General features: G+C 59.8%; 16 protein-coding genes and 2 pseudogenes. 6 read left to right on the top strand and 12 right to left on the bottom strand.

Features of this window, described 5'->3' with window-relative positions:
* Positions 1 to 11: 11 nt before the first annotated feature.
* Positions 12 to 1,232, bottom strand: a complete 1,221-nt coding sequence (locus tag C7G61_RS10155; protein WP_108513926.1) for a glycosyltransferase — start codon at positions 1,230 to 1,232, stop codon at positions 12 to 14.
* Positions 1,233 to 1,633: 401 nt separating this feature from the next.
* On the opposite strand from C7G61_RS10155, the gene C7G61_RS47365 reads away from it, so the two are divergent.
* The gene (locus C7G61_RS47365; protein WP_190241749.1) at positions 1,634 to 1,957 is read left to right on the top strand and encodes a hypothetical protein; all 324 of its coding nucleotides are present in this window, start codon (positions 1,634 to 1,636) and stop codon (positions 1,955 to 1,957) included.
* 12 nt (positions 1,958 to 1,969) lie between these two features.
* Here C7G61_RS47365 and C7G61_RS10145 read toward each other — a convergent pair whose 3' ends face one another.
* Positions 1,970 to 2,977 (bottom strand): Wzz/FepE/Etk N-terminal domain-containing protein, encoded by a 1,008-nt coding sequence (locus C7G61_RS10145; RefSeq protein ID WP_244608248.1) that lies wholly within the window; start codon positions 2,975 to 2,977, stop codon positions 1,970 to 1,972.
* A 271-nt stretch (positions 2,978 to 3,248) separates the two neighbouring features.
* Entirely contained in the window at positions 3,249 to 4,733 is a 1,485-nt protein-coding gene (locus C7G61_RS10140; RefSeq protein WP_108513924.1) for an undecaprenyl-phosphate glucose phosphotransferase, read from the bottom strand.
* A 344-nt stretch (positions 4,734 to 5,077) separates the two neighbouring features.
* On the opposite strand from C7G61_RS10140, the gene C7G61_RS10135 reads away from it, so the two are divergent.
* Positions 5,078 to 6,490 carry a polysaccharide biosynthesis/export family protein gene (locus tag C7G61_RS10135; protein WP_108513923.1) on the top strand — a complete coding sequence of 471 codons (1,413 nt, stop codon included), beginning with the start codon at positions 5,078 to 5,080 and terminating at the stop codon, positions 6,488 to 6,490.
* Positions 6,491 to 6,710: 220 nt separating this feature from the next.
* On the opposite strand, the pseudogene C7G61_RS45960 reads toward C7G61_RS10135, so the two are convergent.
* Positions 6,711 to 6,845, bottom strand: a pseudogene (locus C7G61_RS45960) (YqaJ viral recombinase family protein); the annotation flags it as partial.
* Positions 6,846 to 7,403: 558 nt separating this feature from the next.
* Entirely contained in the window at positions 7,404 to 7,655 is a 252-nt protein-coding gene (locus C7G61_RS10125) for a hypothetical protein (protein ID WP_108513922.1), read from the bottom strand.
* A gap of 282 nt (positions 7,656 to 7,937) precedes the next feature.
* Between C7G61_RS10125 and C7G61_RS10120 the strand changes: the two are divergent.
* The 3 genes and pseudogenes from C7G61_RS10120 to galE all read left to right on the top strand — a co-directional run.
* Positions 7,938 to 8,159 (top strand): annotated as a pseudogene (locus tag C7G61_RS10120) (UDP binding domain-containing protein); the annotation flags it as partial.
* 547 nt (positions 8,160 to 8,706) lie between these two features.
* Positions 8,707 to 10,878, top strand: a complete 2,172-nt coding sequence (locus C7G61_RS10115) for a coiled-coil domain-containing protein (RefSeq protein ID WP_145963592.1) — start codon at positions 8,707 to 8,709, stop codon at positions 10,876 to 10,878.
* 32 nt (positions 10,879 to 10,910) lie between these two features.
* Entirely contained in the window at positions 10,911 to 11,966 is a 1,056-nt protein-coding gene (galE, locus tag C7G61_RS10110; RefSeq protein ID WP_190241767.1) for a UDP-glucose 4-epimerase GalE, read from the top strand.
* A 116-nt stretch (positions 11,967 to 12,082) separates the two neighbouring features.
* Here galE and C7G61_RS10105 read toward each other — a convergent pair whose 3' ends face one another.
* Positions 12,083 to 12,976 carry a LuxR C-terminal-related transcriptional regulator gene (locus C7G61_RS10105; protein WP_108513918.1) on the bottom strand — a complete coding sequence of 298 codons (894 nt, stop codon included), beginning with the start codon at positions 12,974 to 12,976 and terminating at the stop codon, positions 12,083 to 12,085.
* Between the two features lie 676 nt (positions 12,977 to 13,652).
* On the opposite strand from C7G61_RS10105, the gene C7G61_RS10100 reads away from it, so the two are divergent.
* Positions 13,653 to 14,339 carry a LuxR C-terminal-related transcriptional regulator gene (locus C7G61_RS10100; RefSeq protein WP_108513917.1) on the top strand — a complete coding sequence of 229 codons (687 nt, stop codon included), beginning with the start codon at positions 13,653 to 13,655 and terminating at the stop codon, positions 14,337 to 14,339.
* A gap of 357 nt (positions 14,340 to 14,696) precedes the next feature.
* Here C7G61_RS10100 and C7G61_RS10095 read toward each other — a convergent pair whose 3' ends face one another.
* The 6 genes from C7G61_RS10095 to C7G61_RS10070 form a co-directional block, all read right to left on the bottom strand.
* Positions 14,697 to 15,332 carry a pyridoxamine 5'-phosphate oxidase family protein gene (locus tag C7G61_RS10095; RefSeq protein ID WP_108513916.1) on the bottom strand — a complete coding sequence of 212 codons (636 nt, stop codon included), beginning with the start codon at positions 15,330 to 15,332 and terminating at the stop codon, positions 14,697 to 14,699.
* Between the two features lie 24 nt (positions 15,333 to 15,356).
* Positions 15,357 to 16,658, bottom strand: a complete 1,302-nt coding sequence (locus tag C7G61_RS10090; RefSeq protein ID WP_108513915.1) for an ArgE/DapE family deacylase — start codon at positions 16,656 to 16,658, stop codon at positions 15,357 to 15,359.
* A 73-nt stretch (positions 16,659 to 16,731) separates the two neighbouring features.
* The gene (locus C7G61_RS10085) at positions 16,732 to 18,402 is read right to left on the bottom strand and encodes a dipeptide ABC transporter ATP-binding protein (protein ID WP_108513914.1); all 1,671 of its coding nucleotides are present in this window, start codon (positions 18,400 to 18,402) and stop codon (positions 16,732 to 16,734) included.
* Positions 18,399 to 19,232, bottom strand: a complete 834-nt coding sequence (locus C7G61_RS10080; RefSeq protein ID WP_108513913.1) for an ABC transporter permease — start codon at positions 19,230 to 19,232, stop codon at positions 18,399 to 18,401. Before C7G61_RS10080 ends, C7G61_RS10085 begins: the two co-directional genes overlap by 4 nt.
* Positions 19,232 to 20,179, bottom strand: a complete 948-nt coding sequence (locus C7G61_RS10075) for an ABC transporter permease (protein WP_190241766.1) — start codon at positions 20,177 to 20,179, stop codon at positions 19,232 to 19,234. The genes C7G61_RS10080 and C7G61_RS10075 overlap by 1 nt, the downstream gene beginning before the upstream one ends.
* A gap of 50 nt (positions 20,180 to 20,229) precedes the next feature.
* Positions 20,230 to 21,807, bottom strand: a complete 1,578-nt coding sequence (locus tag C7G61_RS10070) for an ABC transporter substrate-binding protein (RefSeq protein WP_108513911.1) — start codon at positions 21,805 to 21,807, stop codon at positions 20,230 to 20,232.
* Positions 21,808 to 21,883: the final 76 nt, after the last annotated feature.

Genomic DNA, 21,883 nt, shown 5'->3' with positions numbered 1-21,883 from the left:
TCGTCCGGCGTTCACAACGAGCACAAAAGTGCATCCAAATCGCCAGCAACCTTGCTCCAAGTGTAGTGCTCCAACACGACTTTTCGAGCACTCTCGATCATAGAGAGCCGAAGGCATTCATCTTCGATAAGCAACTTGATCGCAGACGCTGTCTTCTCGGGTTCATCAGCTCGCATGTAGTCGATGCCTTCGCGTGCCATGCTAACGGCTTCAACGCCTAGTCCGGTTGAAACCACAGCCAATCCCATGGCGAACGCCTCAAGCACTTTATTCTTCAATCCACTGCCAATTCGCATTGGATTCACCATGATGGGGTATTCAGCCAGTACTGAGCAAATATTGTCAACGAACCCAGTGAGACGAATACCATGGTCTCGCTTTGCCTCCTCTACAAGCCAACGTTCCGCATCCCTGCCCACCACGCACCACTCAATTCCGGCCGGTGCCAAGTACGGTCGATAGACATTCTCGTAGAAGAAGCGAACCGCGTCGCTGTTCGGTTTGAAGGAAAGATTTCCCCAAAAAGCCACCCCCCTCCGTTTTGCGACGTGACCATTTGCGTCAAATGTCTCCGCAAGGTCGGTCGAAACTCCGTTCGGTATTGTGCTAATGTTTGTACTAGTACCGGACAATCTACAGACGGTATGAGAATCCGCATCATTGATTGTTGTTACGTGGTTGAACCAATGAGGCAAACACGCTTCCGCCTTGGCAAGGCGGGCGCGCATTAGATGCGCCTTTAGACGTGTTTTTAGCTGCAGGGGCCAAGGTGGAAAAAACTGTATTTCTCTGGTCAGTGTTAGAACTTCACTGTCCATGAGATCGAAGAGTATCTTCTTGTTGCTCGAAAACGGCCTGACGAATTCCGCAAGGAAAAGGCCAAAGACAATCATATGGCTGATACTGTTCTGTTGACAGATGTCGGCTATGGCTTCGGTAACCTTTGAAAAATGATGCGGGTAGGAAAGTGAATAGTAATTTGAATCATTTCGACGGTAGTGCCGTTTCAGCGAGGGCCTGGTTGTAGGAAGATTCGGTGCGTTGCTGATCTTTTTAAAGACATCGGCCAAACCGGCCAGACCGTCATTGCAGCTATCGAGCGAACTGAGATTAAGCATCAAAAGGTACAGCTCATGCTGCTTCGCTAATTCGCGGCACAGGTGCCATACGCGAAGATCATGGCCGTTGCGTAGGTTAGCGAGCCGTTTATGAGTTATCACCAGGATGCGCATCACGAGGACTCATTGATTGTCAATTGGGCGGAATCACACACGGCGCGATGCTCGCTGACCAGGCCTTTGACTCGGCCTGTGTTGATTGGAGCCCAGTTGGCTCGTTGACGCAACGGGAGGCGGCGCTCCCCAGTGCAGCGCAGCGTTTCGCCCCGTTGCTCTTCGTGAGTAATACTTTGGCATCGGCGTCTGGCGTGAACCGACAAAGACCGCTATGGCGCGACTTCAGCGGCTGCTGCGCGATGGCTCGGGCCTCGTGCTAGACGTCAATACTCGTGCCGCAAAGCCCGCCGTCATTCGACTGTGGCGGCTCTGATCCGGAGATAAGATGCCGAACGACAAGGTGCTGGTGATTCATTGGTTTTCACGTTGCTCGACGGCTTTTGGCTAATGGTCGCGAAATGGTCGGCGCTGACAGTGTCAATGCCTACTACGATCCCAAGTTGAAAGAAGCGCGCATCGAGCTTCTCAAGCGTGATCCGAAGTTCCCGACCGACGCCAAGCTCGTCCATGCGGCGATCAAGGAGGGCTCAAGCCTGGCCGCCAGCACAGCCTTAAGCTGCGGCAATCGTATCTGCGCATCCTCAAACGCGCCGCGACAACCTTCGCCTCGTCCTCGCCTGGCTGAGGATGCCATTGCGCCTAATCCCGCCCGCCCTATGGCGCCTGCACGCCTTCGTGTTCAGCACGAACCGACCGGCCGGGCGGATGCCGATCGTCGGTGAAGATGGCACTCTTCACCCCGAACCCGTGAGGCGTACTGACGTTGCCTTTGCCGATGCTTCGGATTGATGATCCGGTCGAACCGCGTCCGGAAGCGGTCGCTCGATCCTGCCCTTCTCTGTGCTTAGACGATGTTCCAGCCCGCTCGCGCGGATGCCTCGATCTAAGAGATCGCGCAGCATTGCGATAGCGATGCCAAGAAGTAACCCTCCACCGATCGCTATTCCAAGCACGTTTCTAGGTTTTGGCGAACTTGCCCTCAAAGGAGGCGACGCCCCGGCGACGATACTCGCCTCAAACACCGGCGAGGATTGTTGTTGCGTCGCTTCTGTCTTACGCAGCACGCGGCGAAAATTATCATAGGCGTTTTTTGATGATTCCGCAGCGGCTGCCAATTTATCGATGGTAGCAGCTGAATCCGCTGGCTCTTTCCGATTCTTGCTATAATCCTCCAATGCCTTTTGGGCAGCTAATGCTTGAGTGCTCAATTCGATCAGTCGATCCTTAACCCATTTCTCGTCTTGCAAGCCGGCCTTGTCCATTTGACGGGTAACATATTTTTCTGCAACGGCGTTTAGGATCTGCGCCGCTCGATCCGGATCTCTGGAATCGAAGGTAATCTCGACAAGATACGTAGGGCCGACACGCTTGGCCGAAAGCTTGCGTTCGAACCGTTCCACGGCATAGCGCGCAGCGCTAGCTTCCGTCTCCGGTTTACTCCAGCCGAGCAGCCGGGATATCATGCCGCTACCTTGGCCGGTCGCAAATTCCGGGTCTTGAGCAAGGCCGAGCTTCTCGATCACGGCGCTGGCGATGCTCTCAGACTTCATGATTCCGATCTGGCTTTCCACGACCGTTGACACCGCCGCAGCGTCCCCAAGGCTCCCTTTCGAGTTTACGATCAGTAGCGCCTTGGCGGTGAACGTCGGTACCGCGGTGAAGAGGTAAAGTGTAGCAACGCCAAGCACCGCGAAACCTGTCAGCGATATGATCGGTACATGTCGTCGTATGAATGCCAGCACGGCCAAGACGTCTGCCGGCGACACGACCGGCCCTGGACGAAATTCAGGCGGCCTATCGTCGCGATCTATCCAATTATCGGTCCTGTTGTTCTGCAACATTTTCCTACCAGCCTGATAGTGGATGCTCAAACACACTGCGGCAAGTCGCGTGGCTTTCGGCTTACGCAGCACGTGGCGAAAATTATCATAGGCGTTCTTGGACGATTCCGCAGCGGCTACCAAGCTAAATCAAAGGTCGATTAGTAGAAGGTGTGCAGCAGACGGAAAGTCGTCAATAGGCGTTCCAATACACCTTTCTGGAAAAGAGGGTCATGATCATGATCTTGATATCGAGAAGGAGTGACCAGTTGTCGATATAGTATAGATCGTGCTCCACACGCCGCTGCATCTTCTCGAGGGTATCGGTGTCGCCACGGTAGCCGTTGACTTGGGCCCAACCGGTAATGCCAGGCTTGACGTTGTGGCGACGGGAAAACAACGAAATCAACTCAGCGAACGCCTCGTTTTGCGAGGTCGCGTGCGGACGGGGCCCGACGAGCGACATGTCGCCGACCAGGACGTTGTATAACTGCGGAAGCTCATCGATATTGCTCTGGCGCAGGAGGTGTCCCAGACGAGTCACACGTGGATCGTGTCTGGTGACAGGTTTGAAATTGTCGCCATCCTCCATCACTGTCATCGTTCTGAATTTCAGCACGCGAATGGGCTCGTTGTTATAGCCGTGCCGCGCCTGGCGAAATAGCACCGGCCCACGAGAATCGAGCTTGATTGCCAGCGCAACCATGACGAAAAGGGGGCTGGCCACAATAAGTCCAGCGATTGCAGCGGCAACATCGAATGCTCGCTTGATTGCTCGGTTGAAAGGATTGAGGGGGCATTGGAAGATCCGCATTGTCACCATGTTGCCGAACTGAGTGATCCGCGACACGGCCATGAGATCGATAGCACCAACAGGGACGACGTGAACGTCAACCGGCAGCTCTGATAGGGCGCTGGCAAGCGCGAGGGCGGCAGGAACATCCGACTCCGAAATCAAAATGACAATGTCATCCGCTCGGGCGGGCCGGCAATCCGCGACCAGCTGGCGGGCATGAGGGAGCACTTGGATCGCGGCCGGTACTGAAGAGTCGGCGCGAAACGTCGGAAGGTCGAACGAGCGGATGGTCCGAATACCGGTGGCAATTGCTCGAGCGGAAAAATTCAGGCAGTGGCTCGGCTCTCCTATAAGAATGACGCGTCTGGCGTCGATAAGCCCGGATGCAATGGCAGGCTGTAGCAATGAGAACCATATTGCCCGTGTGCAGACCACCGTAAGGAGGACGCTCACAGCTTGAGCTATGACAGTAGCGCGCGAGTAGCCTTCCGAAACCTTCAGAACGAATATCGCCGAGATGAAGAAGGAGAATACGAAGAAGACGCTGCTGGCGCCGCTCCATAGGAACACGTGCCGGGGCTTTGTCTGGATCCGGGAATATTGCCGGAGCCCCAGGGAAGCGAGCAACTGCAATGTGGAAATCAGAAGGGATTCCGGGATGTACTTGGAGGCATCCGGCGTGTCCTGCAGGATCAGATGATAGAGGACGGCTGCGGAATATGCCGCCAAGGCTACCAGTAGGAATTCGGTACTTGCTACCAATACTAATAGGGCAGCCAATCGGCGCCTTCCGACGCCTGCTGGGATCGCTCTTCCGGCATCGATGGAACGTGCCGGAGGCTTGGTGGAGGCCGGCAAATTGGAAAAGGACGCATAAGTCATAGCACTCTGCCACCCGGCCAATCACTCCGACTTCTAAGAAGTCAGTAGCATTCGGACCACTGGGTGGAAATTGCCTATAAATGGGTAGCGTGAGGAGTAACTACGATGGTCGATTGAGCTGCGCCGGTGCGGGACTAAATTGTCGGAATCGATCTCAATAGTCAGTAGAAGACAAATCAAACGAACATGGCGAACAAGGCACTGAGCGGCCCCTCGCCAGTGAGGAAATAGAACGATGAGTTTGCGGTCGTCCGTCGACGGTTCTTCGACGGTAGCGATGTCGACGCGCTGCTGTCGGCGGACGGACTTGAAGGATTTCACCGGATGAGGAAGGATTTCGCCGGATGAGCACGTTGGTGCAGAGAGTTGCCGTCTTACCGAACTCGATGTTGCGCAATCGGTTCCATACCGATGTGTTCGGCAGTAACCTGGGCCGCTGCATCAAATGGGGCTTGGTGGCTTTTGGCCTGACAATTTCCGTCACTCAAGCTAAAGCCGAATATCGAATAAGCATCGGAGACGTGCTAGAGGTCGCGGTGGCGGGCGTGCCGGAGCTACGGCATCGTGCTCCCGTCCAAATGGACGGGAATATTTCGTTGCCACTGGTCGGAATGCTTCCCGTAGCCGGCCTGCCTTTGCCGCAGATCCGAGCCCAAATCGGGGCCGCACTGGCGAGCAAGGTGTTTCGACAGAGGACTTCGGATGGTCGCGAGGCCGTCATCGTGATCGACGCGGGTGAGGTCACGACGATCGTGGCGGAATACAGGCCGGTCTACATAAACGGGGACGTGTCTAAGCCGGGCGAGTACCCTTATCGTCCCGCCACCACCGTACGCCAACTCGTCGCTGTGGCGGGCGGCTACGACATCATGCGCATCAGAATGAATAATCCCTATCTCGAGTCAGCGGACTTGAGAAGTGAGTACGCATCGCTTTGGACAGAACTCGCCAAAGAACAGGCGCGTATGTGGCGCATCAAGAATGAGCTCGGAGAGGCGACGCAGCTCAATCCAGGCATTCCGACGGACGTACCCATAGCTCGATCGGCGATTTCGGAAATCGTCAATGCAGAAACGGAATACTTGAAGACGAAGCAGAGTGATTTTCAGCAGGAAAAGGCGTTCCTTCAGGGCGGCGTCCGACAGGGAGAGGCTCAGGTCCGCGTGCTCTCAGAGCAGCAGAAGAAAGAGGAAGAGGGATTTCAGTCAGATCTCGAAGAACTGCAGAAAGCGTCCGACCTCTTTGCCAAGGGTTCCGTGATCGGCCCTCGCGTTACAGATGCGCGGCGCGCGGTGCTGCTGTCTTCAACACGGAAGCTGCAGACCGCTGCGCTACTAATGCAGGTCAAGAGGCAACAGGACGAGCTCTCTAGAAAGCTTGTAAAGCTCGACGATCAGCGGAGGCTTGACCTGCTCCGTGAGCTGCAAGACACGAGCTTAAAGCTCAACCAAATTCGCGAGAAGCTGCAGAGCGTCGGAGAGAAGCTTCAGTACACTGCGATGGTTCGGTCGCAACTCGCACGAGGAGCCGGCAGCAAACCGGACATTGCCATCATTAGAAAAGGCGAGAAAGGGCCGGAACGGATTATCGCGAGCGAAGATACCGAGTTGCAGCCGGGTGACGCCGTCGAGGTCACCCTGCGATACCAGGACGGTTCTGACGCGCCTCTCCGAAGGCAAAGCAGTTCAAATCTCCCAACAGGGACGGGCTGGACCGACTTAACCGCAGCCGATTCGCCGCGCGTCGGCACCAGGTGACGAGGGCTGCCGCAACTCCGGAACGTAAGTCACGTGACGATATAAATCCTCCGCCGCTGTCGGCGGGGATTTTCCGGTTCAGAAACCAGCCTCGACTGCGCGTCGCTCAATGACCTGGAATCATAATGGAACTTTGAGTAGTTCACGCTTCCGTAAACAATGCCCCGCATCCAAGCAAAGGGCGGGTCGGAGGGCGTCTCAGCGCTGAGCTCAGCCCCAGCTATTCCATCGGCAACAGCGCGAAGCTGATGGCGCCGGACTTGGAGCGCTTGGCGCGTACGCCGTGTCCAGCCGCCTCTCTGGCATCCTCGGGCACCAGCGCCTTTAGCTCGCTCTTGGCCCGCTCATGCTCAATTCGATCTAACGGAGATAAGGATGTTGAGGGCCGCTTGGATCCAACGTGCCTAAATCTTCGGTTTCACAGAACGCCCGGGCCAGGATCCTGATGACTTAAAAACAATGCTGGCTTCACCGAATTGGCGCGAGCTTTTCAGCCCGCGAATAACAATGCCCCCACCTGGACCCGAACGCTTGGCAGAGGCCATTCGCCGTGCGTTGCCCGAGACAGCCAAGCTTCAAAGGTATGAAGCTCGAGCTATCGCGTGCCGCGATCGAGCAATTTGCGAGTTGATTTCACTCAGCCTGAAGAAATGAGGAGGACGGATTTTCGCAGAACGAACCCAATTTTCTTTAGGAAAATCAGTGCGCTTGCGTCGCCCTAGCCGAACCAAGGTGCTGGTGCTGCTAGTTTGGCGCCAGAACAGCATCAGCCTGGCGGCTGTCTTTCCTGACAATGACAATTGCGCCATTGCGAATGGCAAATCGGGCGCCGAGCAGTTTGGGCACTTTGTCGGTGAGAGAAGGGAATCGTGCCCCCGGGGACGGGATCGCCGACACTAACGGCGGGTGCTGCTTAGCCCGCAAACGGCGCCGGCTTGATGTAATCACGGATTAACTGAACTTCTTCGCGCGAAAACGTGAGCGGCGCCTGTTGCGACAGATTTTGCGCCAAGGCCTTGGCCTTTTCGGCGGCGGCGTTGATCTCCGCCTCCTTGGCCTTCTCCGGCCGATCAAATCTCGCCAGCCGTTCCCTCAGGGAAAGCAATTCGCGTTGGAGCGGGTCGATTTCGCTTTTCAGGGATTTGATCTGAGTGAGTGCGACCACCGGCGCAGATGGTGATGACGAGTAAGGTCAGGGGCGCAAACGTTCCGCCGCCAATCCCCGCGATTCTGCGCGGGGCTGTTGTGTTCGGTGCATCCCGCACCAGATGACCGCGCCAGATGCGCCCGAGCGCCTTTTGGCGCGTAGCCGGACTCCTGCGCCGCACGCGCGCGGAGGCGATGATGGCCACGCGCATCGGGGGGCCAGTTGATGGCGTAGGCTCCTCTTGTTGTTCGGGAGATCCTTGACCTCTGCCAGGATTTTGTGTCTGCCTGTTTTGCCAAGGAACTGCCTGACATCGACTATTGCGAAGACCCCTACGCTTGCGTCCGCGGCGCCGATGCGCTCGTAATTATCACGGAATGGGCGCAGTTCTGCGCACGTGATTTGAAGCGCCCGAAGCGCCCGAAGCGCGAAATGGCGCAGTCTGTGATCGTCGATCTGCACAACATCTATCGACCCGACAATATGGCTGCTCTCGGCTTCACTTACGAGAGTATTGGGCGGCGCCGAATGAGCCCGATTAACTTAGTAGAGGGCGGCCGAACTAAATTGGCACCACAAGTCAGGCGACGACACTACGTTTGACGTTAATGTACTCCCGGATGTGTTGGCGGCATTTGAGACACACTTAGTTGACCAAGCATCGCCCGGTCCGCAATTCGCGATTAAGAGGATCTCGCGGTACGGCCCCCGCTGTTCTTGATCATTCAGTCGGGCGCCGAGCGTCGGGTTGCTCAAGGAAACCCGCGGTTCCCGGTATCGGCATGCGGACGCAGCGCTCGGTACCCTAATCCCGAAGAGGTAGGAAGGCTCCTCCTTGCGAGCTATAGGATTCGCGTCGGCTGGGCGCATAATGACGCATCGCAACAGGCCTTGTCAGCATGCGACGGGATTTCCTATGGGGCGCGCCATCATTCTCAACGAGAAAGTAAAGACCGCCTGCGACGTCGCGGGTGCCTCACGCAGCGAATCGGGCGAGGCGCCCCTTGCGCAGAAGGCAATGAAGCAGCTGCCTACGCAGGGTCGATGCGCGGCATGGATAGCCGCGACCATGCTCGCTATGACATGGGCGTCGGAAACCCAGTCCTACCCCGATCACGCCCGGCGCCTGGCGGATGCGCAACACGCGATGGCTGCCCGCAGTTTCGCTTCCGATGGAATAGCGGGTTATGGCGACTTCGAGCCCTTGTCGCCGGGCCGGGGCAGCAACGACAAATCGGTGCAGGTTGCGCAAGCAACAACCGGCGATGCAGGACACCCTCCGGAACGGGAACACCACTGGGCGGAGACACAGCTACTTGAGCTCACGATTGCAAGACGCGACATCGAATTGCTGCAACGTCTCGTGCAGGAGCACGATCGAGCCGAGGGGCTGGAGCAGGCTCTTGCGGCGGCGCGGCGCGAGGTCGAAACGCAGACCGCGCTGGCGGCGAAGGCAAGCGAGGAAGCGTCCCGGCTGAAACAGGTGGGGGAGAGTGGCACGGCGGAGGTGCAAACGCCTTCGCAACAGGAGCGCGAGCGGTCCGCGCGGCAGGAACAGGATCTCGCGGCAGCGCGGCGTGATGTCGAGACCCAAACGGCACTAGCGGCGAAAGCAAGCGAGGAAGCGTCCCGGCTGAAACAGGCGAGCGAGAGCAGCGAAGCGGAGCTGCAAGAGCCCCTGCAGCAGGAGCGCGCGCGGTCCGCGCGGCTGGAGCAGGATCTTGCGGCGGCGCGGCGCGACGTCGAAACCCAGACGGCATTGGCTGCAAAAGCAACCGAGGAAGCTTCCCGGCTGAAACAAGCAGGCGAGAGCAGCGAAGCGGAGCTGCAGAAGCCCCTGCAGCAGGAGCGCGAGCGGTCCATGCGGCTGGAGCAGGATCTTGCGGCGGCGCGGCGCGATGTCGAAACTCAGACGGCACTGGCGGCCAAAGCAACCGAAGAAGCGTCCCGGCTGAAACAGGCAAGCGAGAGCAGCGAAGCGAAGCTGCAAGAGCCCCTGCAGCAGGAGCGCGGGCGGTCCGCGCGGCTGGAGCAGGATCTTGCGGCGGCGCGGCGCGATGTCGAAACTCAGACGGCACTGGCGGCCAAAGCAACCGAAGAAGCATCCTGGCTGAAACAGGCAAGGGAGAGCAGCGAAGCCGAGCTGAAGAAGTCCCTGCAACAGGCGCGCGAGCGGTCCACGCGGCTGGATCAGGATCTCGCGGCGGCGCTGCGCGACGTCGAGACCCAAACGGCATTGGCGGCGAAAGCAAGCGAGGAAGCTTCCCGGCTGAAACAGGCAAGCGAGAGCAGCGAAGCCGAGCTGAAGAAGTCCCTGCAGCAGGCGCGTGAGCGGCCCGCGCGGCTGGAGCAGGATCTTACGGCGGCGCGGCGCGACGCCGAAACCCAGACGGCCCTGGCGGCAAAGGTAACCGAGGCAGTTATGCGGGCGAAGGGGGCTGCGGAAGCAGATGCTGCCGAACTCAGGAAATCGATGCAGAAGGAGCGCGAAAGGGCCGAGGCACTTGCGCAAGGCCTCTCGATGACGCGTAGCGCACTCTATGCATATGAGGCCCGCGCCCGCAAACTTGAAGACGAGACGGCCGAACTCAAAAAGGCGGCTGCAAACGGCGCGCCGTCGCTTCGCAAATCCGCACAGGAAGAGCGCGATCGGGCGGCGCGCCTGGAGCAGGATCTCGTAATCGCACGTCGCGATCTCGATACGCAGGCTGCCTTGGTGGCCAAGGTGAACGAGGAGGTCACGCAGGCGAGGCAGACGGCGGAGCGCGATACCGCCTCGTTGCGCAGCTCACTGCAGCAGGAGCGGGTTCGGGCAGAACAGCTCGAGCGGGATCTCGCGCTTGCGAAGCAGGTTGCGCCCACGGTTGGTTCGAGCGCGCGGGACAAGCCCACGGAAAACGCGAAGTCAGTCGCCGACCGGTCACCAGCGGCTCGCGTTCGGAGTGATGGCCAGCCCAATTCCAAGAACTCCGCAGTGGAGGCAGCGTTGCTTGCGCGCGCGACCGCGCTGCTTGGGCAGGGAGACATAGGCGCGGCGCGGATTGTGCTGGAGCGCGCCGTCGAGATGGGTAGCGTCCAGGCAAGCTTCACGCTCGCAGAAACTTATGATCCCTTGATCCTTGCCAAATGGGGAACTCTTGGAACGCGCGGCGATGCAGTCAGAGCGCAAGACCTCTATGCGAAAGCCGACGCCGCAGGAATCAAGGAGGCGAAAGCGCGGCTTGAGGCGCTGCGCCGGTAGCATCAATTTGAGCGATACGGAAAGTGTCCGATATGATCTTATTAACCGGAGGCGCCGGCTACATTGGTTCCCATGTGTCTGTCGCGTTACTTGATGCCGGGCTCGATGTCGTCGCAGTCGACAATCTCTCCAACAGCAACAGGGCCTCGCTCGAACGGGTGCAATCGATCAGCGGGCGGTCGCTCGCCTTTTGGCACGCCGACATCCGCAATGAAGAGGCGATATACAAGATACTGCGTGATTGCGAAGTGACGGCGGTTATCCATCTGGCGGGGCTGAAGGCCGTGGGTGAATCCAACGCGGAGCCGATGACCTATTACGAGAACAACGTCCTGGGAACGATGCGGCTTTTGTCAGCCATGAAGAGAGCAAGTGTGAAGACGCTTGTCTTTAGTTCGTCCGCAACTGTCTACGGGATTCCCGCGTACCTGCCGCTCGATGAGAAACATCCCCTCGGACCGACAAATCCATACGGTCGCACGAAGTTCTTTATCGAGGAGATGCTGAGAGATATTTACAGGTCCGACGCCGACTGGCGGGTTGGTATCCTGCGGTACTTCAATCCGGTTGGCGCGCACGAAAGTGGGCTCATCGGAGAAGACCCAGTGGGCATTCCGAACAATCTGTTGCCACTTGTGGCACAAGTGGCCGTTGGAAAGCGTGAGAAAGTACTGATTTGCGGAAACGACTATGACACTCCAGATGGCACCGGCATCCGCGACTTCATTCATGTCGTCGATCTTGCATCCGGTCATCTAAGTGTTTTGAACCACCTGAAACAGTCCGGGGTGCTCACGGTCAACCTTGGAACAGGCAACGGCCACAGCGTTTTGGAAGTGATCCGGACATTTGAGGCCGTGAGCGGGAGGTCCGTTCCATATCAGATAGGCGAACGCCGGGCGGGGGATGTCGCCGCCTGTTATGCTGACCCGACATTTGCGGAAAAAGCGCTGGGTTGGAATTCAGTGCGATCGTTGGCGCAAATGTGCGCGGATCATTGGCGTTGGCAATCGAACAATCCGGATGGCTATCGCGGTACGCAGCCGTTGCAGTACCAGGCGAATAAACTGAAACTCAAGGTCGGGTAGGGCCGCGGCTTCGAAAGCTCGCTGGCGACTACCAGCACCGCTCGAAAGCATTTCGATTGGCACGCCTCGATCCGCGCGCTGACGCACGCGTCCGAGATCGCCGGCTCCTGCTCCGCCTATTTGCCGAGTCGCAGCAATCCGTTGGACCTTCGGTGGATGTTCTTGCGCATCAGGCTGATACCAGGAACCTCCACGTGACTTGTTTGGTGGTTCACTTCCATTCGCTCGGGTCCATCGATTTGCTTGATGTTTGAGGCCATTTCGATCGAATTTGGAAGTTGTTCGCTTGTACTAGAGTCGTCACTTATCGGTCGCACCAGTGAACCGTTGTTCATGCCCCAAATCGCCGCTTGAGTCCGGTTCTGGACCCGGATCTTGCGAAGGATCGCCTTGACGTGGACCTTCACGGTCGCCTCAGCGATATCGATCTTGCGCGCTATGCACTTGTTGGAATCGCCTGCGATCAGGCATTGCATGATTGATTTTTCCCGGGGGGACAGTTGTTGCGTAATGCTGCGCTCCGGCGTGAAGGGGATCGCCCGCGCATTGTCGTTGCGCGGTTCTGCCTTGGCGAAGTGGTCGTTTTCGGAATGGAGAATGGATGCCATGAATGCCGGCGGGAAGATTGTTTCGCCCATCATCACCAGTTCAATGGATTTGACGAATACGTCGCACGTCATGACGTCGATGAAATAGCCGCTGGCGCCCGCCCGAAATGCGGAAACCATCTCGTCTAGCCGGTAGTGATCGGCTACCACCGCAATGCGTGCTTTTGGATTCCGCTCCCGCAAGAGCTCGATCTGTTCAACCGCGGCTTCGAAATCATCGCCCGCGTGAACAAGGAGAACCAGCAATGGGTGCGATTGGAGTTTGCTCGGCGACAAATCGTCAGCACATGACACCGAGGCAAGGGTGCGAAAATTTGCCGCGCTTAGAATTCTAGCAATTCCCTCTCTGATTAGAACGCTTTTCCCGACGATGAACGTTGCAAAAGATTGCCGCTTCGGCATTTTACTCTCCCAGCCATTACGCAAATTGACAATATCAACACTTCCGAAGACACTGTAATTTCGAAATTGGAATTAGCGCTTTTCCGAATGATTGAGTCTTTTTCTCCGTCGTCTTGTTTCTGGAATTTGGCAGCTTCAGTCGGGTGGAATTTTTCTCCTCTCACAACATCGGGTTGGTATATTTTGAGCGCCCAAAACTAATAAGCGTTTGTGAATGTTAGATTCGAATTGCCGCTATCCCTATATACCTTTGGTAATAGTCCCTGCGTACGCGCGGAGGCATGTCATTCATAGTAGCAAGCCGGGTTCGCGACACTCTCTGAGCGAGTTAATAGTGCGAAGTCCATCGAGCGTTGCAGAAATTCGATTGAAGCTACCACTTGCCAGAACTTAATCCGCGCGATTGAGGGGTGAAAAAGGCCTCTCGCGCTAACCAATCCCGCAACTCGCTAACTAATCCCGCAGTTCTACGGGTGCTTTCGTCGTCCAGGAATGTGTAGAGTCTTAATGAAGCGCCGGCAGGGGGGAAGCCAACCTCTCTGCCTTCGTCTTTTGCGATGTGGCATTAGCCATGCTGTCCTGGTCGATATATTATGTATTGGGGTATCGAGCAGGGGGAGATGAACAAAGGCTGGGGGGCGGGGTTTAACATTGGGGACAGGCTGAGGACTGCCCAATGCGTCGTATCACCGTCGTTATTGCGGATCGGCATCCCGTCGTGTTGCAGGGTTTGAGCAATGTGCTTGGGGCCCATTCCGATTTCAACATTGTTGCATCTTGCACCGATGGTGCGGGCTGCATCGAAGCAATTCGGAATCTGGCACCGGACATAGCTATTCTCGACGGCTCGATGCCTGGCGTGACCGGGCCGGAGATCCTCTCCATTAAAAATGCCGAGAATCCTTCAACGCGGTTCGTCTTTTTCACCGCATCCGAGGTGGAACGTGAGATGGTCATGCTAGCCGCGGCCGACGGTTACAGCTACATCTCGAAGGATGTGGCGCCCGAAATTCTCGTGCGGTCCTTGCGTCAGGTTGCGGGAGGTCGGCGGCTGTTGCCGCTGCCCACAGCCGATCAGGCCGTTTGTCGGGAGCAAAGCGTGATTACGGAGAACGCACTGGCTGTGCTGACAGACCGGGAGCGCCAGATCATGCGGTTGGTGTCCGAAGGGCTGTCGAACAAGGAAATTGGCCGGCGCCTGAACATTACCGACGGCACCATCAAGGTGCATCTTCATCACATCTTTCAGAAGCTTGAAATCAGCAACCGGACGGTACTCGCGGCCATGGCGATCTCGCAGGATGACGGTGCCGGTATCGTTCCGGAACATGAATCATCGCGGATTCGTCGTGAACGTACGTAGAGCGAGATTGGAATCTCGCAACGCGAATGGGAATTGCCTCGATCACAGGCAGTGTGATCTGCGCTTGTCAGCCAGGATGGGCACGCCGCGTGGCGCGCTAAAAACGACAGAATGCCGAATCGCTTGATCGCGTGGCTGTCAAATCATGAAGAGTCCCGAGCCGGATGCGCGGTTTAAAAATTTGACGCGGCTCCCACCGCTGACACTGCATGATTCAATTTCGCCAGTTCCCTCACGTTTTGATCCCGCGTCAGGTGAGTCCCGACCATGGTCGCTGCAGCGGATGCGCCGAGCAATGAGGCCACGCCTCACTTTTCTTGATGGAATGCTCGGAGAAATTTCAATAAGTGGAGCTTACTAGTAAAGCCTCGATCGGTACGCCTCCTCCATGGTCTTCTCAGCCACGTCTACTGACACGGCCGCCGTCTGCTCGGAGATGATGCGGCCGAGGGTCGGGAAGCTGTGGCGCTCAACTTGCACCTTGGGATCCCACAGCTTCGAGCGCATCAGCGCCTTGCCGCAATGGAAATAGCACTCATCGACATGCACCTTGAGGCCGATCGTCGGCGCGACGTTCTGTACAACTAACGGCGTCAGCAGCGCCGTATCCTGCGTGATCTCCGCTCTTCCGTTGACGCGCAGCGTCTCATTGATGCCCGGCACCAGGAAGATCAGTCCAACACCGGGCGAGGCCAGGATGTTGCCGAACGTATCGACCCGGTTGTTACCGCGCCGGTCCGGGATCAACAGCGACTTGTCGTCGAGCACCGCGACAAAGCCCGGCCCGTCACCGCGCGGGCTTGCATCGGCATTGCCCTTCCCATCGCTCGATGCGAGGACGAGGAAGGGGGAGAGCGCGATGAAGTCGCGGCAGAACTTGTCGAGATGGTGCAGGATCTTCTTCTCGACGAGCGGGGCCTGCGGTCCAAAATGCGCACGCAGGTCATCTTGCGTCCTGACCAGGGGCTTGCCGCCGGCGCCGTTGCTCTCCATCGTCTCCTCCTGTTTGTTGTGTGCTCACGTCACCTCGACGCCGCACCAGCCGGCAACGAACAGGGCCAGCGTCTTGGTGGTTTTCTTCAGCGAGTCGATTTCCACCCGCTCGTCGAAGCCGTGCGCATTTTCCATTCTGGCGCCGAAGCAGAATGCGGGAACGCCGTAATCGAGCCCGTAGAAGCGCGTGTCGGTGAGGCCGGTGAAGCTGGCGTCCTCAAGCGGACCACCGAACACGGCCTCATACGCCGCAGCAAGCACCGCTTCGCTCTCCTGCGCGCCGGTCACCTCGTAGCCGGGTGATAGAAAGCCGGACCATACGACCTCGGGCGCGTTCTCGGCGAGGAACGGATGGGTCTTGGCGGCCTTCTCGACGCAGGCGACGATCTCGGCTTGGCAATCGGCAATCGTCCAGCCGGGCAGGATGCCGATGCGACAATCGACGTCGCACCAGGCCGGGACGCTTGAGGCCCAGTCTCCGCCTTTGATGATGCCGGGGTTGAAATTGAGCGGGTGCTTGACCTTTCCAAAGAAGCGATGGGTCTTCGCGCGCTCGTTCCATTCGGCCTCCAGCTCCTCAAGGCCCAGGATCAGGTGATAGGCGGCCTTGATGGCATTCGAGCCCGTGCCGGCGCGCGAGACGTGGACCGGCAGTCCCCGAACCTTCAGGCGGAACCAGATCACGCCGACCTGGGCACGCATCAGCTTTCCGTCGGTGGGTTCGGGGATCAGGCAGGCATCGGCGCGATAGCCGCGCTGGAGCGTCGAGAGGGCACCGAGTCCGGTGCTTTCCTCCTCGATCACCGACTGCAGATGGATGCGGCCTTTCAACGCCAGCCCGGCCGCCTTCAGCGCATCGAGGGCGTAGAGCGCCGCGATGGTGCCGGACTTCATATCGCCGGCGCCGCGGCCGTAGAGCCAGCCGTCCTCGACGACAGGCCGGAACGGTGGCCGCTGCCACATGTCGAGCGGGCCGGTTGGCACGACGTCGCAATGGCCCTGAAGGATCAGCGAGCGCCCGGTTTCCTGCGCCGGCCGATAGGTGCCGACGACCGTGCGGGCGCGCGAGAAATCGGTCTCGACCGGTCCATAGCCGGGCAGGGCCTTCAGGTCGTCCTGATTGATGATCCAGTCGTCGACCTCGTAGCCGCGCTCGCGCAGCAGGCGTGCGAACATATCCTGGCACGGTCCTTCCTGGCCGCGGGTGCTCGGAATCGCCGAGAAGGCAATCGTCGTCGCGATCTGTGTCTCGAAGGCGGCTTCGACCGCCGCTTCGATGCGCTCGCGGGCGCCGGCGGGAAGGGGGATGATGTTGCTTTGAGACACGGATCGGTCCTTCAGGGTTCCATAGCGGAGAAATGGTCGGCGGCGCGTCTCGAGATCAAGCTGAGCGTCCGCGTCATGCGAGCACCTCGCGTTGCCGCGCGAAGCTCGGCTGCTCGAAGAAACGGCGGCCCGGGATCGCGTCAAGCAGGTCGCGCGTATAGGCCTCGCGCGGATTGGTGAACACGGCTGCGGTCGGTCCTTCCTCGACAATGCGGCCGTGCTGCAGAACGATGACGCGATCGGCGATCTCGGCCGCGATACGCAGGTCATGCGTGATGAAGATCATCGCAAGGCGCATCTCGCGCCGCAGCTCGGCGAGCAGCGCAAGGACCTGAGCCTGGACCGAAACGTCGAGCGCCGACACGGCTTCGTCCGCGATCAGGACCTTCGGCCGCAGCGCGAGTGCGCGCGCAATACAGATGCGTTGGCGCTGGCCGCCGGAGAACTCGTGCGGGTAGCGATCGGCCGCCGAGGCTGTCAGCCCGACGCGCGCGAGCAGTTGCTTTGCCTGCGCCATCGCCTCGGCGCGGGTGGTGCCATAGGCCATCGGGCCGCGCGCCACGGCGTCGCCCACCTTCTGGCGCGGGTCGAGGCTGGAGAAGGGGTCCTGGAATATGATCTGGAGTCCCCGGCGCGCCTGGCGCAGAGCCTCGCCGCGGAGTCGCCGCAGGTCCTGGTCGCCGAGCCGGATAGCGCCGGAATCGGGCTCCGTCAGCCGCATGATCATGCGGCCGAGGGTCGACTTGCCGGAGCCGGACTCGCCAACTACCGCCAGCGTCTCGCCTTCATGCAGTGTGAGCGAGATGCCGTCGGCCGCGAGCACCTCCCGGGGCGGCTGCAACCAGCCGCGCTTGACGCGGAAAGTCTTGCGCAGATCCACGACGTCGAGCAGCGGTGCGGCGCGCGCTGCGCTCTCGCGGTGCTTCACGCGCGCCTTCGGAACCGCGTCGATCAGCTCGCGCGTGTAGGGCTCGCGCGGGTTGCGCAACACTTCCTCGACTGTGCCGTGCTCGACCACCTTGCCGTGGCGCAACACGACGACGCGATCGGCGACGTCGGCCACGACGCCGAAATCGTGGGTGATGAGCAACACGCCCATGCCGCGCTCGCGCCTGAGATCGTCGATCAGGCGGAGGATCTGGCGCTGGGTGGTGACATCGAGCGCGGTCGTCGGCTCGTCCGCGATCAGGAGTGCAGGCTGGTTCGCCGTGGCCATCGCGATCATGACGCGCTGGCGTTGACCCCCGGAGAGTTCGAACGGATAGCTGTTGGCAAGAAGGGACGGGTTTGGCAGGCCGACCTGGGTCAGGAGTACTTGCACCTTCGCCTTGATGTCGTCTGCGGACGGTACGGGGCGCTGGTGCGTGAGGATCGTCTCCTCGACCTGCTCGCCGACGCGCTTTAGCGGATTCAGCGAGGATAGTGGCTCCTGGAAGATCATGGCGGCTTGACCACCGCGCAGACGGCGCAGGGCGCGCCTGTCGAGTGCCGCCGTATCCTGCCCGACGACCTTCACAGCGCCCGACACGATGTCGACGCCTTTCGGCAGCAGCGAGAGGATCGCATGCGCGATCATCGATTTGCCGGAACCGGATTCGCCGACGAGACACACCACTTCGTTGCGACCGATCGCAAACGACACGTCCTCGACTGCGAACGGCCGGTCGCCGCCTTCGGGCAACGCGATCGAGAGGTTTTCGACCGAGAGCACGGATGCCCGGTCCTGCACGCCTGCGCTCGTCATGCCCGGCGCCTCGATACACGCGGATTGAGGACGTCCGATAGCCCCTCGCCGAAGAGGTTGATGGCAAGCACCGTGATCAGGATCGCAAGGCCCGGAAACACGCTCATCCACCAGGCCTGCCGGATGACGGTGCGCCCGGCGCCGATCATGAAGCCCCAGGACATCAGGTTCGGATCGCCGAGTCCCATGAAGGAGAGCGCACTCTCCAGCAGGATCGCGGTCGCGACCGTCAGCGAAACGACGACGAGGATCGGCGAGATCGCGTTCGGCAGGATGTGACCGAGCACGATGCGGGTCGTGCTCTCGCCCTGGCACAGCGCGGCTTCGACGAACTCGCGCCCGCGCAGCCGCAGGAATTCGGCGCGTGTCAGCCGCGCGAGCGGCGGCCAGCTCACCGCGCCGATCGTGATAATGATGGTGAGCAGCGACGGGCTGAAGGTCGCAACCAGCAGGATCGCCAGGATGAAGGCCGGGACCGTCTGGAACAGCTCCGTCACCCGCATCAGCACGAGATCGACCTTGCCGCCGAAATAGCCTGAAATGGCGCCGATCACGACGCCGATCGTCATGGCGGCAAGGGCGGATGCGATGCCGATCAGCAGCGAGACCCGGGCGCCGTGCGCTACGCCCGCTGCTACATCGCGCCCGAGCGTATCGCCGCCGAGCCACATCCCGTCCTCGCCGGGGGCCGTGAAGGGCGCGCCGATCATCTCCCACGGCGAGACCGGGAAGATAATTGGCGCCGTGATCGCGACGACGAGTACGATGATGAGCAGCACTAGCCCCGCCACTCCGCTCGGGTGCCGCAGAAAAGCCCGGACCGCGTCCATCAGGCTGCTCCCGTCGTCATGCGCGGATCGATCAGGCTGTAGATCAAATCGGTCACGAGGTTGAGAGCAATCACGATGATGGACAGGATCAGGAAGATGCCGAGAAGCACTGGATAGTCGCGCTGGAGCACGGCCTCGAAGGTGAGCCGGCCGAGGCCGGGCCAGGCGAACACCGTCTCGATCACGACCGCACCGCCGACGAGCGCACCGGCCTGCATGCCGGCGACGGTCACGACCGGCACCAGCGCGTTGCGCAGCATGTGGCCGACGACGATGCGTGGGCCGGCGAGGCCCTTGGCGCGCGCGGTCTTGATGAAATCCTGGTGCGAGACCTCGATGATCGAGGAGCGCATCAGGCGGGCGTAGATCGCGAGATAGATCGCGGCGAGCGATGTGACCGGCATGATCATGTGCTTCATGATGTCGAGGACGCGTTCGATCGCCGTCATCTTTGCGTTGATCGTCTCGTAGCCGAAAGGCGGTAGCCAGCCGAGCGTCACCGAGAAGACGAGGACGAGCATCAGCCCGAGCCAGAACACCGGCGTGGCGTAAAGCAGCAGCGAGAGCACCGTGAATAGCGTGTCGACGATGCTTCCGGCCGCCAGACCCGCGAGTGCTCCGAGCGTCGTGCCGATCAGGAGCGCGAGACAGAATGCCGTGAGCGTGAGCAGCAGTGTCGCCGGCAGGCGCTCGAGGATGAGGTCGAGGACCGGCCGGCGCTGGCGATAGGAATAGCCGAGATCCAAGGTGAGCACGCGCCCGAGATGCGTGCCGAGCTGCACCAGGTACGGCTTGTCTAACCCGTATTCCCTGCGCAGATCGTCGAGGATCTTGGGATCGGCCGCACCCGATTGCCCTGCCATGACCATGGCCGGATCGCCTGGCGCCGCGCGGACGAGCACGAAGTTGAAGGTCGCGATCACCAGGATCACGGCCACGAGCCGCATCGCCCAGGTGATCACCAAGAGCCCGATCCTTGCGGCGCTCCCGGTGCCGGTCACGATTTGTAAACCGCGCCGAAGGTCTCGTGAGACCCGATCCCCGTCGTCACGACGTTCTTGAACGCCTTGTCGTATATGATGGGGTACTCGAGCTCCAGCGTCCAGGCGACGGGAACTTCCTCGACGAGGATCTGCTGGACCTTGGAATAGAGTTCCTGCCGCTTGGCCTCGTCGAGCGCGACGGCCGCTTCCTCGAACAATTTGTCCACCTCGGGGTTCGAATAGCCCTGGGTGTTCGAAAACAGGATGCCCTTCTTGATGTTCGACGAGATGTAGGTGCGGGCGACGCCGAGTGCGGGATCGCCGAGCTGATAGAGCAGGTTCTGGGTCATCTCGTAGTCCCAGTTGCCGACCTTCTCGGCCCAACCCGCCATGTCGGTGCCGACAAGAACGAGATCGATGCCGGCCTTGGAGAAACTCTGGCGGAAGAACTCGCCGGCGCGCTGATAGACCTCGCCATAAGGCGGCACGATGTATTTGATCTCGGCCCGCTTGCCGTTGGCGCCGGGCTTCAGGCCCATTTCGTCGAGCAGCGCCGTGGCCTTTTCGACCGAGAACTCGTAGCGCTTAACCTTGCTGTCATAGAAGCGGGTTTTTGACGAAATCGGGCCGGTCGCGATCTTGGCGTTGCCGAAATAGACGCGCTTGTTGAGCGCGTCGCGATCGATCAGATGCATTATCGCTTGCCGAAACCGCTTGTCGTTCATCGGCGCGACGCGATTGTTCATCTCGAGCCACTGATGCGGCGCGAAATACTCGTAGCCCTTGGTGGTGTATTCGAGGTTCTTTTGCGACTTGAAGCGCTGCACGTCGAAGAACTCGACGTCGGACCATTGCACAAGCTGCACCGTGCCGTTCTCCAGTGCCAGCGCCCGCGAGGCGCTGTCCGGGATGATGCGGTAGATGATCTCGTCGAGATGCGGCTCATCCTTGCGGTAGTAGCCGTCGTGCCGCACGAGATGGACATGCGAGCCGCGCACCCATTCCTTCAGCTTGAAGGGACCGGTGCCGATCGCCTTGTCGTTCATCGGGTTCTTGCGGAAGTCGGTGCCCTCATAGATGTGCTTGGGCACGATCGGGGCGGAGGTGCAGTCGAAGCAGCCAAGGAAGGGCGCAAACGGCTGCTTCAGCTTGAAGACGACGGTCAGCGGATCGGGCGCCTCGGCGGACGCGACGCGGGCGAAGTTCTGGCGTGCGCGCGGATGGGTCTCCGTCAGCACCTTCATGCAGCTGAAGACGACGTCCTCGGACGTCATCGGCTTGCCGTCGTGGAAGGTGATGCCCGGGAACAGCTTGAACGTGTAGGTGAGGCCGTCCGGCGAGACCTCCCACGATTGCGCCATGCCCGGCATCGGCTTCAAATCGGCGCCGTATTTCAGGAGGCTTTCGTAGATCTTGCCGCCGAGCGTGAGGGTCGGCTGCTGCTGGTTGAACGCCGTCACGAGGATCGGCGGCTCGGGCTGGATGATCGTGTTGAGCGTGCCGCCCTTCGCCTGACCGGCTGCTCTGGTGATGCCGAGCGGGATGGCCGCGCTGGCGGCCAGCATTGCAGCAGTGAATTCGCGCCTGTTCATGGGCCTACCCCTTGGTTCTGGATTTGCCCATCGTGACGGAGCCCCATGTTCCGTGCTACACGGAAGGGGACAGCAA

Origin of the sequence: Bradyrhizobium algeriense (assembly GCF_003062295.1) — a bacterium.
Taxonomy (GTDB): domain Bacteria; phylum Pseudomonadota; class Alphaproteobacteria; order Rhizobiales; family Xanthobacteraceae; genus Bradyrhizobium; species Bradyrhizobium algeriense.
The sequence above is the reverse complement of the archived record's forward strand: the minus strand, read 5'-3'. Positions and strand labels throughout refer to the sequence as shown.